15 protein-coding genes and 2 pseudogenes are annotated in these 15,223 nt (G+C 55.6%); 6 read left to right on the top strand and 11 right to left on the bottom strand.

Going from position 1 to position 15,223, the window contains the following annotated elements; genetic code table 11:
• Positions 1–500: 500 nt before the first annotated feature.
• Positions 501–767: a hypothetical protein gene (locus tag FFR93_RS36800; RefSeq protein WP_138396809.1), complete on the bottom strand. Its 267-nt coding sequence runs from the start codon at positions 765–767 to the stop codon at positions 501–503.
• Between the two features lie 102 nt (positions 768–869).
• Here FFR93_RS36800 and FFR93_RS36795 point away from each other — a divergent pair.
• Positions 870–1,124, top strand: a pseudogene (locus tag FFR93_RS36795) (acyl-CoA dehydrogenase family protein); the annotation flags it as partial.
• A gap of 320 nt (positions 1,125–1,444) precedes the next feature.
• Positions 1,445–2,302 carry a calcium-binding protein gene (locus tag FFR93_RS36790; RefSeq protein WP_138396808.1) on the top strand — a complete coding sequence of 286 codons (858 nt, stop codon included), beginning with the start codon at positions 1,445–1,447 and terminating at the stop codon, positions 2,300–2,302.
• 704 nt (positions 2,303–3,006) lie between these two features.
• Here FFR93_RS36790 and FFR93_RS36785 read toward each other — a convergent pair.
• The 10 genes and pseudogenes from FFR93_RS36785 to nodD1 all read right to left on the bottom strand — a co-directional run bounded on the left by FFR93_RS36785 (position 3,007) and on the right by nodD1 (position 11,356).
• The gene (locus FFR93_RS36785; RefSeq protein ID WP_138333862.1) at positions 3,007–3,492 is read right to left on the bottom strand and encodes a MaoC family dehydratase; all 486 of its coding nucleotides are present in this window, start codon (positions 3,490–3,492) and stop codon (positions 3,007–3,009) included.
• Between the two features lie 74 nt (positions 3,493–3,566).
• Complete coding sequence (gene glmS, locus FFR93_RS36780; RefSeq protein ID WP_138396807.1) at positions 3,567–5,393, bottom strand: glutamine--fructose-6-phosphate transaminase (isomerizing); 1,827 nt, start codon at positions 5,391–5,393, stop codon at positions 3,567–3,569.
• Positions 5,394–5,784: 391 nt separating this feature from the next.
• A pseudogene (locus FFR93_RS36775) lies at positions 5,785–6,105 on the bottom strand (transposase); the annotation flags it as partial.
• A gap of 71 nt (positions 6,106–6,176) precedes the next feature.
• Positions 6,177–6,533: an IS66 family insertion sequence element accessory protein TnpB gene (tnpB, locus tag FFR93_RS36770; RefSeq protein WP_138396806.1), complete on the bottom strand. Its 357-nt coding sequence runs from the start codon at positions 6,531–6,533 to the stop codon at positions 6,177–6,179.
• Positions 6,530–6,961: a transposase gene (locus FFR93_RS36765; RefSeq protein WP_138396805.1), complete on the bottom strand. Its 432-nt coding sequence runs from the start codon at positions 6,959–6,961 to the stop codon at positions 6,530–6,532. Before FFR93_RS36765 ends, tnpB begins: the two co-directional genes overlap by 4 nt.
• 365 nt (positions 6,962–7,326) lie before the next feature.
• The gene (gene nodL, locus FFR93_RS36760) at positions 7,327–7,899 is read right to left on the bottom strand and encodes a nodulation O-acetyltransferase NodL (protein WP_138396804.1); all 573 of its coding nucleotides are present in this window, start codon (positions 7,897–7,899) and stop codon (positions 7,327–7,329) included.
• A 378-nt stretch (positions 7,900–8,277) separates the two neighbouring features.
• A complete protein-coding gene (locus FFR93_RS36755) occupies positions 8,278–9,489 on the bottom strand; it encodes a beta-ketoacyl-[acyl-carrier-protein] synthase family protein (protein ID WP_138396803.1) in 1,212 nt (403 codons plus the stop codon).
• A complete protein-coding gene (locus FFR93_RS36750) occupies positions 9,490–9,768 on the bottom strand; it encodes an acyl carrier protein (RefSeq protein WP_138396802.1) in 279 nt (92 codons plus the stop codon). It abuts the gene before it with no gap.
• A gap of 136 nt (positions 9,769–9,904) precedes the next feature.
• Positions 9,905–10,219 (bottom strand): hypothetical protein, encoded by a 315-nt coding sequence (locus FFR93_RS36745; protein WP_138396801.1) that lies wholly within the window; start codon positions 10,217–10,219, stop codon positions 9,905–9,907.
• A gap of 204 nt (positions 10,220–10,423) precedes the next feature.
• Positions 10,424–11,356: a transcriptional regulator NodD1 gene (gene nodD1, locus FFR93_RS36740; RefSeq protein WP_138396800.1), complete on the bottom strand. Its 933-nt coding sequence runs from the start codon at positions 11,354–11,356 to the stop codon at positions 10,424–10,426.
• A gap of 257 nt (positions 11,357–11,613) precedes the next feature.
• Here nodD1 and FFR93_RS36735 point away from each other — a divergent pair, with 257 nt between their 5' ends.
• Genes FFR93_RS36735 through nodI form a run of 4 tightly spaced genes read left to right on the top strand, consistent with a single transcriptional unit; the run spans position 11,614 to position 15,220 of the window.
• On the top strand, positions 11,614–12,204 hold the full coding sequence (locus tag FFR93_RS36735; RefSeq protein ID WP_017958626.1) for a NodA family N-acyltransferase: 591 nt from the start codon (positions 11,614–11,616) through the stop codon (positions 12,202–12,204).
• On the top strand, positions 12,201–12,851 hold the full coding sequence (gene nodB / locus FFR93_RS36730; RefSeq protein ID WP_138333873.1) for a chitooligosaccharide deacetylase NodB: 651 nt from the start codon (positions 12,201–12,203) through the stop codon (positions 12,849–12,851). Before FFR93_RS36735 ends, nodB begins: the two co-directional genes overlap by 4 nt.
• 22 nt (positions 12,852–12,873) lie before the next feature.
• Positions 12,874–14,148 carry a chitooligosaccharide synthase NodC gene (gene nodC, locus FFR93_RS36725; RefSeq protein ID WP_138396799.1) on the top strand — a complete coding sequence of 425 codons (1,275 nt, stop codon included), beginning with the start codon at positions 12,874–12,876 and terminating at the stop codon, positions 14,146–14,148.
• Positions 14,149–14,185: 37 nt separating this feature from the next.
• Positions 14,186–15,220 carry a nodulation factor ABC transporter ATP-binding protein NodI gene (gene nodI, locus FFR93_RS36720; RefSeq protein WP_138396798.1) on the top strand — a complete coding sequence of 345 codons (1,035 nt, stop codon included), beginning with the start codon at positions 14,186–14,188 and terminating at the stop codon, positions 15,218–15,220.
• Positions 15,221–15,223 lie beyond the last annotated feature (3 nt).

The raw sequence follows: 15,223 nt of genomic DNA, 5'->3' as shown, positions 1-15,223 counted from the left end.
CTGGGCTGGACGCCAAAGGTCTACAAACCCCGCCTGACCCGCGATAGCCGCGGAGAAGGCATCATGAGCTTCCATGAGAAAAGCCAGGTCGCTCGACTGGATCAAGTTTCGCATCACATCCGTTGGATCTTGTGTGGACCCAACGCTCTTTGGGACATGGGGGGCGTTGTCCCTGCTGTCCCTGACCCTACCTTCTGGACCATAGCCCCCGACGTTCCTCACTGCGACTGCCCTTCGCCTTTTGAATATTTCAGCATCGTCATACCTCCTTCATAAGCAGACTCTCTACAATTGCCTGATTTAAGACAAGGGGCGCGGAGGATATATTTAAATATATATTTGTCTACGTTATGTCAAAGAGCGGCAATACATTGATATTCCACCAAGACTGGAAAACATACGGACTTATATTTACGAATATATTCTGGCTAATTTCCCAGCTGGCGGCATTTGCCGCGCCAACGTAGGCTCGCACAACGAAAGCGCGACTGTAGCTGAGCTTATGCCACGACGGAATTCACGGCGCCCGTCCGGGCGGCCAGATCCGGAGAGCGTCCCTGCAACTCCTGGTCCAGGAGCCTGTAATCCGCAGTGATATGATCGTCGGTCAGCCAATGGGTGGGGCCGAGCGGCTGCCGACCCTGCGGTGCGATGCCCGATCCCGAGGCCGGTTCAACCGTCTGGGCAACTCGCGAGTGATGGGTGAGACGCCCGTCCGACTCCGACCCCGCCGTGTTGGGCTCACCGTTGGTGGAGAAGCGTGTCATAAGGACGCGACGGTCGGCTCGAGGATATTCACAACATTAACGGCGTCGTCGGGACCAGTATCTCGGTGCTGTTCCTGCTGGTGATCAGCATCGCCAATTTGTTCTTCCTGAACCGTTGCGGAAGCCCAGATCGTTACCGCCGAAGCGAAGATCCTCTCCACTGAAATCGCGATTGCAGCCACCAACAAGTTGTTCGAACTGGCAGGAACGCGCTCAACCCTTGCAGAGCACGGGCTTGATCGCCACTGGCGCAACGCCCGCACCCATACTCTGCACGACCCGGTCCGCTGGAAGTACGCCATTTTGGGTAAGTATTTCCTGAATGGCGAGAAGCCACCGCTCCATGCCTGGAGCTGAGGATTCCGATCTGCAAAGCACCCTAAGATCAGGTGCTCTGCAGATTATGTCTGCAGCGCATACGAGGGAGGAAGCTTTCGCCTTCGTCAACGAGGTGTCGCGGACATTGTTGCCACTGCTCGGCGGCCGATTGTCATAGCCGCAAGCCTTTTTTATATTCTGCCGGCCATCTACGAAGGGCGCTCAGTGCATCCGGACGATAAACATTTTAGCATCCATCATTCAAATCGTTCGGATCAAATCAATGGATTTCACTAATAGGCTCTTAGAAAACATAAGGGGTGCTGGCAGCTTCGGCTGCCTCATAAGGAGTATATGTGATGATGATCAAAGGCACTGATAAAAGCCCCTTTATTATTAATGGATCCGATGACGACGACACAATCTATGGACTCAATCGCAATGACTGGATCAAAGCCGGCGGCGGCGATGATCTGATTTGGGCTGAACGCGGACACGACAGGATCGAGGCCGGTCCCGGCCATGACATCATCTGGGCCGGGGATGGCTCAGACGCTATCCATGCTGGTGATGGTGACGACCTCCTGTATAGCGACGGCTCATTCGCCGCCTTCAACCCCTTCGAAGTGCACCGCGTAATACCACATAGCGGCGAGAGCGACGACTGGCTCCACGGCGATGACGGGAAGGATACTCTGGTGGCTGGTGACGGCGCAGATGTTTTGGCTGGCGGCGAAGACGCTGACGCCTTCGTGTTTCGGTTCCACGATCCTATGGTTGGAACAACGCACTGCTATACGACTGTGAAAGATTTCGACCCGAAGCAAGACCGTTTTGTCATGGACGCCGATCACTTCGGTAAAGGGGATCTGTTTGGCGCAAATTTCATCAACCACTCGAAGGGTTTCCCAGGCCAATTTGTGGACACTTTCTACAATGGCAAGGCCGCGAACGCGCACGGTGAGCACGTTGTGGTAATCACAGATCGTGGGTTCACGTCTAGCTCTGCCGCCGCGACCGCTATTCACGGGGAAGCCCGCGGTGACATCATTGTCTACTATGATGAAAAAACTCTCGGTCATGATGGCAAAACTCACGGTGCGACACTAGCCTATGTCGATTCCGCGAACCACGCGCATGCCTTCGCTCATGTCGACAATCTGCACGACATGTCAGATCTTACCTCGTTTACGGGGGAAAATTTCGGCTTCATTTAATTCGAAGACCCGAGGAGCGTTCCACCCTTGGGGCGCTTCTCTTTTCCAACGTGGCGCAGTACGGAAATAGAAACGACGTAATTTTGTGATCGAATGCACCGGCCCGTGAACAAGGTCCAATGGCCGGTCGCGTGCGTCCAATGTCGGCGTTGTTCAACCGAAAAGACGCGACCCTGGTCGAGAGGATGGTGAGATGCTGGCGAAGTTGCCCTGCTGCTGAAGACCAGCGTGGTATCAGGAGCGACGCCTGCGTAGCGTCCTCTTCTGTACAGGGCCGCGAAGCAATTCCATCTTAGTGAAAGTCCGCGTTGAGGGCCTTAGCAGGATTACGTCCCGTTTCATGGCTCCATGGCGAGGGGCCACGCGGTCACATCCTTTTGGTAGCGGTGCGTCTTCCCTCGAGGAAGGTTAACAGTGCTGTCGTCAACATACTGGCGTTGGCGACAGGCTTCGGTGATCTGCTCGGCCGGAAATGAGTAACCGCCATTACTTCAACAATCATTTACGTTGAACGAGCCTGGTGATCTCGCTGATAACGGTATGTCGCGCATGATGCCAGTCTGCCGCCTTGCTTGCGGCGCAAGTCTAGTCAACCGGCTGAAAGCAATAGGCGTTCGTAAGGGAAAACAGACGCTCAATGCAAAAAAAGCGCCTAGGTCCATGGCGGTACTATCCGTAGACCAGGCAACTGGCGCGGGCTGGCGTCAAATTCCTTTAGGCCTGTCGTTTGGGTCAAACTGAATGATCGTGATCCAATTGGCAGTGAGTGCCGGTCGGCTCTCGTTCTCGATCTCGACCGTCACCTCGTAAGTGGTCACCAGCATGCTTGCGCCGCGAAATTGACATTCAGAGAGAACGAAGCGACCGCGCACGCGGCTACCGGTCTTAACCGGTGACATGAAACGCACCCGGTCTAAGCCGTAGTTAAGGCCCATGGTCTGCTCGCGGATCCTTGGCATGCCGCTGAAGTTCATCGCCGACAGAAGCGAGAGCGTCAAGAAGCCATGAGCGATAGTGCCACCAAACGGGCTTTCGACTGCTGCGCGTTCCGGGTGCACGTGGATGAATTGATGATCGTGTGTCGCATCGGCGAAGAGATCGATTGTGGTTTGATCGACGGTGATCCATTCGGATTTACCGAGTTCCTGGCCAATTCGCGACGGCACGTCGGCGAGCGAAAGTTCGTGCATACGACCTCACTTATTTGATGTCTGGTCAAGTCTTGGATTTTCTCGGAGGCGAGTTGCGAATTAAATCGTCACAATCATTCGACTGTGACTGATTTAGCCAGATTCCGCGGCTGGTCCACATCTGCCCCCATGACGACGGCCGTGTGATAGGCAAGAAGCTGCAGCGGCAGAGAAAAGATCATCGGCGCGATAATCTCCTCAACATTAGGCAACACGATGGTGTGCATGGTGGGGAGTTTCGACATCGACGCACCCGTCTCGTCGGTGATCAGAATGATACGGCCGCCGCGGGCGGCCACTTCCTGCATATTGGAGACAGTCTTATCGAAGAACCGATCATGTGGCGCGATGACGATGACTGGCATATTTTCATCGATCAGGGCGATCGGACCGTGTTTTAATTCTCCTGCCGCATAACCTTCAGCATGAATATAGGAAACCTCCTTGAGCTTCAGCGCACCTTCCATGGCCAATGGGAAATTTGTGCCACGGCCGAGATAGAGCACGTCGCGGTAATGCGACAATTCCCGTGACAAGAGCTCGATCTGCGGCTTGATGTCGTTCAGCACTCGTCGCATAACGCCGGGCAACGTCGCCAGACTTTGGACCAGCGCCTGCTCCTCGTCGTCCGTGATTGTGCCCCGCGCCTTGCCTGCGCCGATGGCTAGTGCAGCGAGAACAGCAAGCTGGCAGGTGAATGCCTTGGTAGAAGCAACGCCGATCTCTGGCCCGGCGAGGATCGGAAAGATGGCATCTGCCTCGCGGGCAATAGTTGATTCTGCGGTATTGACGACAGCGCCTACTCTCAGACCTTGTGCTTTGCAATAGCGTAGCGATGCAAGCGTGTCAGCCGTCTCACCAGATTGAGAGATGAAGAGCGCTGCCGACCGCAGCGACAACGGGATTTCGCGATAGCGGAATTCAGAGGCGACATCAATTTCAACCATTAACCGTGCGTAGCGCTCGAACCAATATTTGCCAACGAGCCCCGCTAGATATGCAGTGCCGCAGGCAGAAATTGCGAGGCTCTCAACCCTGCCAAAACCGATGTCGGTTGCAATGGCATTGACCTGATTATCGTTGACATTGATATAGTGACCAAGAGCACGGGCGATGACCTCGGGTTGCTCGTAGATTTCCTTCTCCATAAAATGCCGGTGATTGCCCTTGCCGACCAGGTCTGCGGTAGCAAGCGATATGTGCCGTGGGCGCGTAACGACGTTGCCTTCCGTATCGAAAACCTGGACACTCGTTTTGCCTACAGCAGCCCAATCGCCATCGTTCAGATATGTGATGTCGTTGGTGAAGGGAGCAAGAGCGATCGCGTCGGAACCTAAAAACATCTCACCATCGCCATGGCCTATCACTAATGGTGGTCCATTGCGCGCCACCATAATGGTCGCTGGATCATCCTCAAACAGGATGGCAAGAGCAAATGCGCCCTTGACGCACTTCAACATGGCATGCATGGCCTCAAGGCATCCCATGCCATCCTGACGGAATTTTGTCAGGAGATGCGCAATCACCTCGGTGTCAGTGTCGGTCTGGAACTTGGCCCCTACCTCTGCCAATTCGTCCTTCAGCTCGGAAAAATTTTCGATGATGCCGTTATGAACAACGGCTACGCCATCGGCAAAGTGGGGGTGAGCGTTGCATTCTGTCGGTGCGCCATGGGTCGCCCAGCGGGTGTGGGCGATGCCGACAGTGCCGCTCAGGGGCTCTTTTTTCAATCTCGCTTTAAGGTTCCCGAGCTTGCCTTCTGCACGGCGTCGGTGCAATTCTCGCTCGAAGATCGTAGCAATCCCGGCTGAATCATAACCGCGGTATTCCAGCCGCTCCAAGGCTTCGATCAGCCGCTCCGACACGGGCTTATGTCCCACTATGCCAACAATCCCACACATGCTTGTCACCCATGTCCCAAGAGCCCCCGACCGGTAATCAGGAAGGCGGACGCCGCTCGGTGCGTGTCCTCCAGCGGGTGCTATTAAATCCAAACAGATTAGTAAAATTGATTATTGCGATAGCTATCATCCACGATATGGATGCGACTCCCTCAGTAGGGTCGATTGACGCTGTATGCGGTGAATGGTGCCTTCTGCAAAGTGTCGATGATAAGCTTCGCCCGGGTTTTGGGCGCCTGCCTCTGAAAATGTTCGAGCCAACAGGAATTGGTATCTGCCGACGACATGCCGCGCGCATGTCATTAGTAAGCGCTGTTTTCAGGCCACGGCTTTGAGTTCATGCGTTGCGGCGTAGACCCAAGGCAGCAGGTCGTCGACGACAGGCGTGGTCATCGATATCGACCACGACCTCGATGCGCGGCAGGTGCGCTGGTAGCGAGCCCCGGTTCGTGCGCCGCTTGGCAACTTGCGACTGGCGAAAAGCCGTGGCAGCCTGTTCCTTCTCTTCCAGTCCGTCGGCTTCGACCTGCTCGGCTTCTTCAAACCCAAGCAGAAGCTGATCCTCGGGAAGCGTCTCTGCCCGTCGACCAAAGCGGTGGCGCTGCAATTCCTTGATGATCTGACGCAGGCGGGCATTCTCCGCCTCACGCGAAAGCACCATGGCTTTCAGCGCGTTCAGGTCATCCGGAAGTTCGTCCGCCGTTATCGTCATGGATCGAGAACAGCATATTTTACCGCTCGGATCGAGAGGCTGGATGGTGCTGATTCAAATGGTCGCGGCCGTCATCCAGCCCTTACCGGCGTGCGCGTTTCGCTCGGCGCATGAACGCGTTTCCAGTCCAGTCCCTCGAACAGCGCCGAGAACTGTGCGGCCGTCAGATGCATCGCGCCGTCCTGCATTCGAGGCCAATGGAACTCGCCATCCTCAAGCCGCTTGGCGACCAGGCGCACGCCGCTGCCATCCCAGAAGATCAGCTTGATCCGGTCCGTTCGTTTGGCGCGGAACACGTAGATCGTGCCAGAGAATGGGTCAGCACCCATCTCCGCCTTCACCAGTGCTGCCAATCCTTCAGCACCTTTGCGGAAGTCGACGGGCTTGGTGGCGATCATCACCTTTACCGCACCGGACGGACCAATCACGACTGAGCCTTCAAGGCCTGGTTCACGGCAGCAATGGTCGCGCTGTCCGTGCCAGATGCGATCCTGACGATCGCGCCGCCAACCTCCAGCTCGATTGCCGCAATTGGAAGTGCGCTCCTCGTTATCGTCTTTCGCCGTGTCGGGGGTGGCTCTGCCGGACGATCAATTACCGCTGGCACAAACATTGACGGCGAGTCTTGCTTCGCCTGACTTCGCACCTGCCGACGCCAGGTAAACAATTGTCCGGGCGACAACCCATGCCGACGCGCAACAGCACTGACCGACATCTCGCCGCTATAGCTCTCGGCGACAATGCGGTCCTTCTCCTCGTCGCTCCAGTCGCGGCGACGGCCTGTTCCCGTGAAAACCTCAAACCGTTGCAACGGCACATCTTCACTGGTGCCATGCGTAAATCCTGTAATCGTCATATGTCGAAGCCTCGTTCGGCAACAACATCAACAATCACACGCTGATCCGGAAGGTGGGGTCAAGGCACCGCTTACTGTCATTCGGCACGACCAATTGTCTTTCATCATGTGCACGGAGGCAATTCGTTTTTCTGCAGGTGAAGCGGTATGGGTCTGCGGGTTGACCCTAAGTCGTAATTGCCCCTTTGCATGCAAACGTGATCACGAATCGGTCAGCAGGGCTGCCCAGCCGCATTTGCAAAGAGGTTTGCGTCAGATTGAAAGTGCCGACAGTTGGAACCGCAAGGGCCATGGCGGCCCAGAAGTTCCGTTCGCACAAGCAAAGAAACTACCCCTTACCGCCGGATTTACCCCAACGCCTGCTTTTATGATTTCGGCAAGCGTCCACCAGCCTTGACCCGAGCTGGATTTCCCATGGCCGTGCTTCCTGCAGGAATATCTCGCGTGACCACACTACCAGCGCCAACGACAGCGTGATCGCCAATTGTCACGCCCGGGAGAATGATTGCTCCACCGCCAATCCAGGCGTGCCTGCCAATGCTGACAGGCCGTCCCAACTGCAGTCCAGCCTGGCGCTGCTCTGGATCATGTGGATGGTCCGCAGTATAAATCTGCACAGCAGGGCCAATTGCGGTTCCGTCACCGATAGTTACCGCTGCCACGTCAAGAATGACGCAGTTGTAATTGATGTAGACCCAAGCTCCGATCCGGATGTTAAACCCGTAATCGCAGTGGAACGGAGGACGAATAACCGCTCCAAGCCCGACTGCTCCCAATCGTTCTAAAAGGAGCGCATTCCACCGCTCGGCGGAGTCGCCCAGCGTGTCATTATACCGCTTCAACCAAGCCCCGGTGAGGAGCAGCTCGGCTTGGATCTCGGGGTCCGCTGCGTTGTACATTTCGCCTGCCAGCATCTTCTCTTTTTGGCTGCGTTTCATCGTCACTTCTCAGATCTTGTTAGCGGGAGGACGGTACTTGAGTGCGACTACTTCGCGATCAAGCTAGCTGGCACCTGGCACGATATCGGGTGCAGGCGGAGGTGGAATTGATAGTAACACTCCTTGTTCGTGGCAGAAAAGGATGAGGCGTCAACTTTAGTCGACCGGCGAGCCGAGTGAGAACTCCGGCGACGAAAATAGTCAGGCTCCAGCTCCCCGCGACACGTGGTGAAAGCGGAATAGCGTGGCTGCGCAACATTTTTCAGATGCGCGAGTATCTGGGGAATTGCAGCGAAACCTCGCTGACGGGAATCGGCGGCGCCTGCTTCAGGCACTTGAAGCTGGCCTTACAAGGGGTCAATCGTGACGATCTTCACTTCATTGCACCTGCTTAAACGCAAGGACAGCATTCATGCCGCCCATGGCGAAGGCGTTGCTCATGGCCACGCGCACCCTACGCTCCCGGGGCACATTTGGCGTGATGTCCAGGTCACAATCGGGATCCGGCTCGCGATAGTTTGCGGTCGGCGGCACGACATCTTCTTGGATCGCCATCACGCAGGCAATCATTTCGAGCGCACTTGCTGCCCCGAGGCAGTGCGCGTGAGTGGATTTGGTGGAAGAGATGGACATCGATCGAGCATGGTCACCGAAGACGCGCTTAATCGCCATCGTTTCGATCTGATCGTTGGCCTTGGTGCCGGTGCCATGGGCGTTGAGGTAGTCTACATCCTCGGCATTTAAACCCGCATCAACAAGGCAGGCGCGCATCGCCGCCTCCGGCCCATGCACAGCTGGTGCAGCGATGTGGTAGGCATCGGCGGAAAGGCCAATGCCGGCGACCTCGGCAAGCATTGTTGCACCGCGGGCGGCGGCATGCTCATAACTTTCCAGCACCGCCATGCCCGCACCCTCGCCCAAAACTAGTCCTTTCCTGTCGGCGGAGAATGGCCGGCAAGTATCTGGAGCGAGTACGCGCATTGCTTCCCATGCCTTAAGCACGATCCACACGAGTGGCGCGTCGCTTCCTCCAGCTAGCATAACGTCCGCCCTACCGAGCTTGATCTGGTCTACCGCTGAAGCGATCGCATGGTTGGCCGAGGCGCAGGCGGAGGTGGCACCGAAGACTGGCCCCCGCAGCCCGAGGTTCATGCTTACTTGACAGGCAGCCGCGCTAGGCATTGCCTTTACCCCAGTGAATAGCTCAGTGCGGGTCGCGCCGCCCAGTAGGAGGGTGCGGTAGGCCTTCTCGGTAGCGTCCCAGCCGCCAAAGCCAACGCCCACTGTCGCGCCGAAACGGTGGGCATTTTCTTCATCGCACGAAAGGCCGGCCTGTCGCATGGCTTCTCTAGCTGCAAGCACGGCAAGCAGGCTGAAGCGGTCCATGGAGATGAGCTGCTTGCGATCAATGTCGTGTTGAGGCAGCACCTTGATCTCGGTCCCGATCATCCCCTTCAGCTCATGAATCTCTGAATTTGAAATCGGGCCGATGGCGGAGCGGCCTTCGCGCATCTCCGTCCAGATAGAGGAAGCATCGGTGCCCAGTCCGCACAGTCCGCCCAATCCGGTGATAACGACGCGCTTGTCCATTCAGACCTCCCTAGTGAGCAAGCCACGGACGGCTTCCACCACGTCGCCGATATTGTTGAGGTTCGACCAGGCATCCGCCGTATTCATCTCGATCTTGATGCCGTAGATTTGCTCCAGATCCCAAAGGACATCGGCCAAACCCAGCGAATCGATGCCAAGCGAAGTCAACTCCGTGTCAGTCGTTATTTCGCCGAGCGCTACGGTCGTTCTCTCGCCGTTTTCAGCTTTGACGAGCTTATTGATCGCACTGATAATTTCCAGTGTGAGTTGATCAGCCATTTGTGTTCCTTTCCATCATGCCTAATTTCGACAAGCCGCCGGCCTTGCGAGAAGACCCGATCCAATTGCTGCTAACATCGGAAGATGTTCCGGCTCGTCTGCGAAGTGATGACAGAACCGACAAAATTACCCAACCTCACCGCGCGGCTGCCTTGCTATGGATCATATGAAATGATTGGTAAAATTGATTGTGTGGATCAAAAGCATCCACGCCATGGATCGTGGCTCGGCGCATTGCGCGGCTGAATTCATTAGCGGGCGGCGTTTCAAACCCTCCAGGAAAAGCGTGATTACGCGGATCGAAAGTATTGAGCTTTGGCCCTTCCCGGGCCGGCGCGTTATCAGTGCGGCGCAGGAAGCATGTGCGGGAGGTCGATGAAGTCGCCGTGGCGTGATGCTGGTTTTCAGCATTGAGCCGAACATAAATGACAGGAATAAAGTTTTGAATCACTTTGCATTAGGCCAGGTAAAGCATACATGGCACCTTCTCAGGTAGAAACGATCGCTCTCGGCACAATGGCTTAAATCGCTGGATGAGCTGAGGCACCGGGACCCGCCTATAATGCGTTGCCTCGTTAGGGGACCGAATGCATCGGTTCCAATGATCAGCGCCCATCTAACTACTGGGGCTGTGGAATGAACCCGGGGGTGCCGCTTACGACGTGCAACTTTGCATCTCAGATTCCATGCGCGAAGCCTCTTTGATCATAATCTTGCGCATCCATATGTTTCCAGGATCAGTGTTGTGAAGAGCCGGCCATTGGACAGCCTCAGTGAACGAAAGCAGTGGCAAAGGATGCTCGATGATCCGTAAGGGGATAGTTTGTTCGTAATGTTTGACCAGCCGGAGCGGGATGGTTGCTATTCGGTTAGTGCCTGACAGCAACGGCGGGATCAGGTTAAACCCCGGCACGACGAGTTCAATACGCCTCTTGAAGCCGTGCTCCAGCAATAACCATTGCTCAACAGAAGGCTTAAGACCACGTCCGAACTTAGCCGCAACATGCCCCATGGACATATATTGCTCCAGGGAGAGCTTCCCTGGCAGCTGCTCGTTCGTAGGGCAGCCGACACACACCAGTTCCTCTTCGAAAAGCCTTGCTTTTGGGTGGGCGCCAGACATGAACAAATCCGGAAGGATCAGAAAATCAACATCCCCACGGCGGAGAAGCTCCTCCGGATCGTCGTCAAGTGGCAGCAACTCGAAGCTGACCCCCGGCGCCTCTCGAGCTAAGCGCAAGATGATCTTGTCGAAGAAGACCAGTGCCATGAAGTCTGAAAGGATAATTCTGAATCGGCGGTCGGACTCCGCAGGGATTATTGGATCCCATGCGATGACGGAGAGCTGAATATGCAAGAGAGCATCGCGAACAGCGGGGGCGAGTGCCTCCGCACGCGGGGTCGGAATTAGCTCCCGTCTCTGCATAATAAAAAGCTGGTCGTTGAAATAGGCGCGCAACCTGGAGATGGCAGCGCTCATGGCGGGTTGGCTGAGGTTGATGCTGCGTGCCGCTGCTGTGAGCTTGCGCTCGGTCATTAGAGCGTCGAGCGCTACAAGAAGGTTGAGATCAAGGCCTTTAAAACGCATGAGTGTATATCCATTCCATAGATGATTGCCATCCAAACAATCAATTTTACCAATCTTTCGGATCACTTATAGAAAAGCCGGAACTTGATCAATATCAAGGCCGGGAACGAAAAATCGAAATGCCGGGCAAGGGCCCGATTTCAATTCTTTACTTCTCCTAACCGCTCGATTGTCTAACCGGCAATCCAATAGTCATGCGCAACAATCTCGCGCGGCTTTGATCGTGGCTGGGTGAAGGAACAACGTGGAGCTTTTGCATGTCTTCTGAAGTGCGATGGAAAATATGCTGGGAAAATGAGTTGGAAGCTTCAGACCACGCGGAGCTCGCTGATTTTTTTTGCAAGACCTATGGGCCGACGGGAGCTTTCAATGCCAAGCCGTTCGAGACTGGCCGAAGCTGGGGTGGTGCGAGGCCCGAACGCCGCGCAATCGCATATGACTCGCGCGGTGTCGCTAGCCACATGGGCTTGTTACGCCGCTTCGTAAGGGTCGGTACGACTGATTTGCTTGTGGCCGAGCTAGGCCTGTACGGAGTGCGACCGGATCTAGAAGGATTAGGCATCGCTCACTCGGTCCGCGCTATGTTTCCGGTTCTGCGCGAGTTGAGCGTTCCATTTGCTTTTGGAACAGTTCGCCACGCCATGCGGAATCACATGGAAAGATACTGCCGAGACGGAACCGCCAATATGATGACGGGGCTGCGTGTGCGCTCCACGCTTCCAGACGCGCATTCCGACCTGCCAGCCACGCGCACTGAAGATGTCCTCGTATTGGTAGTTCCCGTCGACCGTCCGATGACTGAGTGGCCTGCGGGCTCGTTGATTGAACGAAACGGGTCGGAACTATGAAGCGGCCTGCCTATATGAGCGAAGTACCGGTCAATCACACAAACGGACCGGAAGATCGCTGCGTTTACTTGACGTTCGATGATGGTCCCAATCCATTCTGCACGCCGCAAATCCTTGATGTTCTAGCTGAGCACCGCGTCCCGGCAACATTTTTTGCTATCGGTTCCTACGTGAAGGATCACCCGGAACTCATTCAACGCCTTGTGGCGGAAGGTCATGATGTCGCCAATCATACCATGACGCATCCCGACCTCGCCACCTGCGATCCCAAGGATGTGAAACGTGAAATAGACGAGGCGCATCAAGCTATTGTCTCGGCCTGTCCCCAAGCCCAGGTCCGGCACTTACGAGCGCCTTACGGGGCGTGGACTGAAGACGTGCTCTCAGCATCGGTGAGGGCTGGACTTGGAGCCGTTCACTGGTCGGCCGACCCTAGAGATTGGTCTTGCCCGGGCACCGATGTGATCGTTGATGAGGTGCTTGCTGCTGCTCGGCCTGGGGCAATCGTACTTTTGCACGACGGGTGTCCGCCCGATGAGGTTGAGCAATGCTCGCTTGCCGGACTGCGTGACCAGACGCTTTTAGCACTCTCTCGAATTATTCCGGCACTGCATAGCCGCGGATTCCAAATTCGTTCACTTCCCTGAAACACTGGACAAACGAGAAACCATGACCCTGCTCGCAACAACCAGCATCGCCGCCGTCTCGCTTTATGCAATGCTCTCCACTGTTTATAAGAGCGCGCAGGTCTTTCATGCTAGGCGGACAACGATCTCAACAACACCTGCGAAACATATCGACGCCACCTCTGTGCCAAGCGTTGATGTCATTGTGCCGTCCTTCAACGAGGACCCAATCGTTCTTTCGGAATGCCTCGCGTCGCTTGCGGAGCAAGATTATGCCGGAAAATTGCGTATTTATGTAGTAGACGACGGTTCCAGAAATCGCGACGCGGTTGTGGCTCAGCGCGCTGCCTATGCAGACGATGAAAGATTCAGCTTCATAATTCTCGCTAAAAATGTTGGAAAGCGCAAAGCGCAAATCGCCGCTATCACCCAGTCCTCTGGGGATCTCATCTTGAACGTGGACTCAGACACCACGCTCGCCCCCGACGTCGTCTCCAAGCTCGCCCACAAAATGCGCGATCCAGCGGTCGGTGCGGCGATGGGCCAATTGAAAGCCAGTAACCAGGGGGACACTTGGCTGACTCGCTTGATTGACATGGAGTACTGGCTTGCCTGCAACGAGGAGCGCGCGGCGCAAGCTCGCTTCGGTGCAGTTATGTGCTGCTGCGGCCCATGCGCGATGTACCGGCGTTCTGCTATGCTCTCGCTGCTGGATCAGTACGAGACGCAACTTTATCGCGGCAAGCCGAGTGACTTCGGTGAAGATCGCCATTTAACGATTCTCATGCTGAGCGCAGGTTTTCGAACTGAGTATGTTCCGAGCGCCATCGCGGCGACAGTTGTTCCTGACACAATAGGTGTTTATCTGCGTCAACAACTACGGTGGGCACGCAGCACTTTTCGGGATACTTTGCTTGCGTTCCCCGTACTGCCTGGCCTTGATCGATATCTCACGCTGGACGTAATCGGGCAAAATGGCGGCCCTTTACTTCTTGCGCTGTCGGTGTTGACGGGTATTGGGCAGTTTGCGATGACCGCCACAGTACCATGGTGGACGATCATGGTCATCGGCTCCATGACTCTTGTGCGATGCAGCGTGGTTGCCTATCGCGCCCGCGAACTTAGGTTTCTGGGCTTTGCTCTCCACACGCTCGTGAACATCTTTCTCTTAATTCCTTTGAAGGCCTATGCCCTTTGTACCTTATCCAATAGCGACTGGCTGTCGCGCGGATCAGTCGCGATTGCGCCGAATGTTGGTCAGGGAGCTACCAAAGTGCCAGGGCGGGCGACATCTGAAATTGCCTATAGTGGCGAGTGATGGACGCGTCACTGCACCTCAAAATTTGGGACAAGAAATGAACGGGCAATTAGCGAATTTGAAGACGGCGATCGCTGATCCGCACCAGGATCATATCATCCTATCGGAGCGGCAGGGCCAATCAAAAAGTAAGTCAATGGATTCGCCTTCTGGGTCCTTGTCTTCAGTTGCAATCGACCTGGCCGGTGTTTCGAAATCATATGGTGGTAAAGTCGTCGTCAATGACTTGTCGTTTACTATCGCCGCCGGAGAATGTTTTGGTCTTTTAGGGCCGAACGGCGCAGGTAAAAGTACGATCACCCGTATGATCCTAGGGATGACGTCGCCAAGTGCAGGCACAATCACTGTACTCGGAGCACGGGAACCGCGCCAGGTTCGCTTGGCACGAGCGAAAATCGGGATCGTGTCTCAGTTCGATAATCTCGACCTGGAATTCACGGTCCGCGAAAACCTTTTAGTATACGGCCGCTACTTCCGCATGAGCACCCGAGAAATCGAAGCGGTCATCCCGTCTCTGCTTGATTTTGCGAGACTTGAGAGCAAGACGAATACGCGTGTGGCAGACCTATCTGGAGGAATGAAGCGGCGCCTCACTTTGGCGCGTGCGCTCATTAATGACCCACAGCTACTCATTTTGGACGAGCCGACCACTGGTCTCGACCCACACGCACGACACTTGATCTGGGAGCGGCTTCGATCGCTGTTGGCACGAGGCAAGACAATTCTTCTGACCACCCATATCATGGAAGAGGCGGAGCGCTTGTGCGACCGGCTGTGCGTGCTTGAAGCTGGGCGAAAGATCGCCGAAGGCCGACCGCATGCCCTGATCGAGGAGCAGATTGGCTGTCCCGTGATCGAAATTTATGGTGGCGATCCGCAGGAGCTTAGTCTTTTGATCAGGCCAAACGCTAGGCGACTGGAAATCAGCGGAGAGACCCTGTTCTGCTACACGCCTGATCCAGAGCAGGTGCGCGCGCAACTGCGTGGATATTCGGGCCTGCGCTTGCTGGAGCGTCCACCAAATCTAGAGGATGTCTTCTTGCGGTTAACCGGACGCGAGATGGAGAAGTAGACG

Origin of the sequence: Rhizobium sp. MHM7A (assembly GCF_005862215.1) — a bacterium.
In the GTDB taxonomy this organism is placed as follows: Bacteria; Pseudomonadota; Alphaproteobacteria; order Rhizobiales; family Rhizobiaceae; genus Rhizobium; species Rhizobium bangladeshense.
This window is presented reverse-complemented; position numbering and strand designations above follow the sequence as displayed.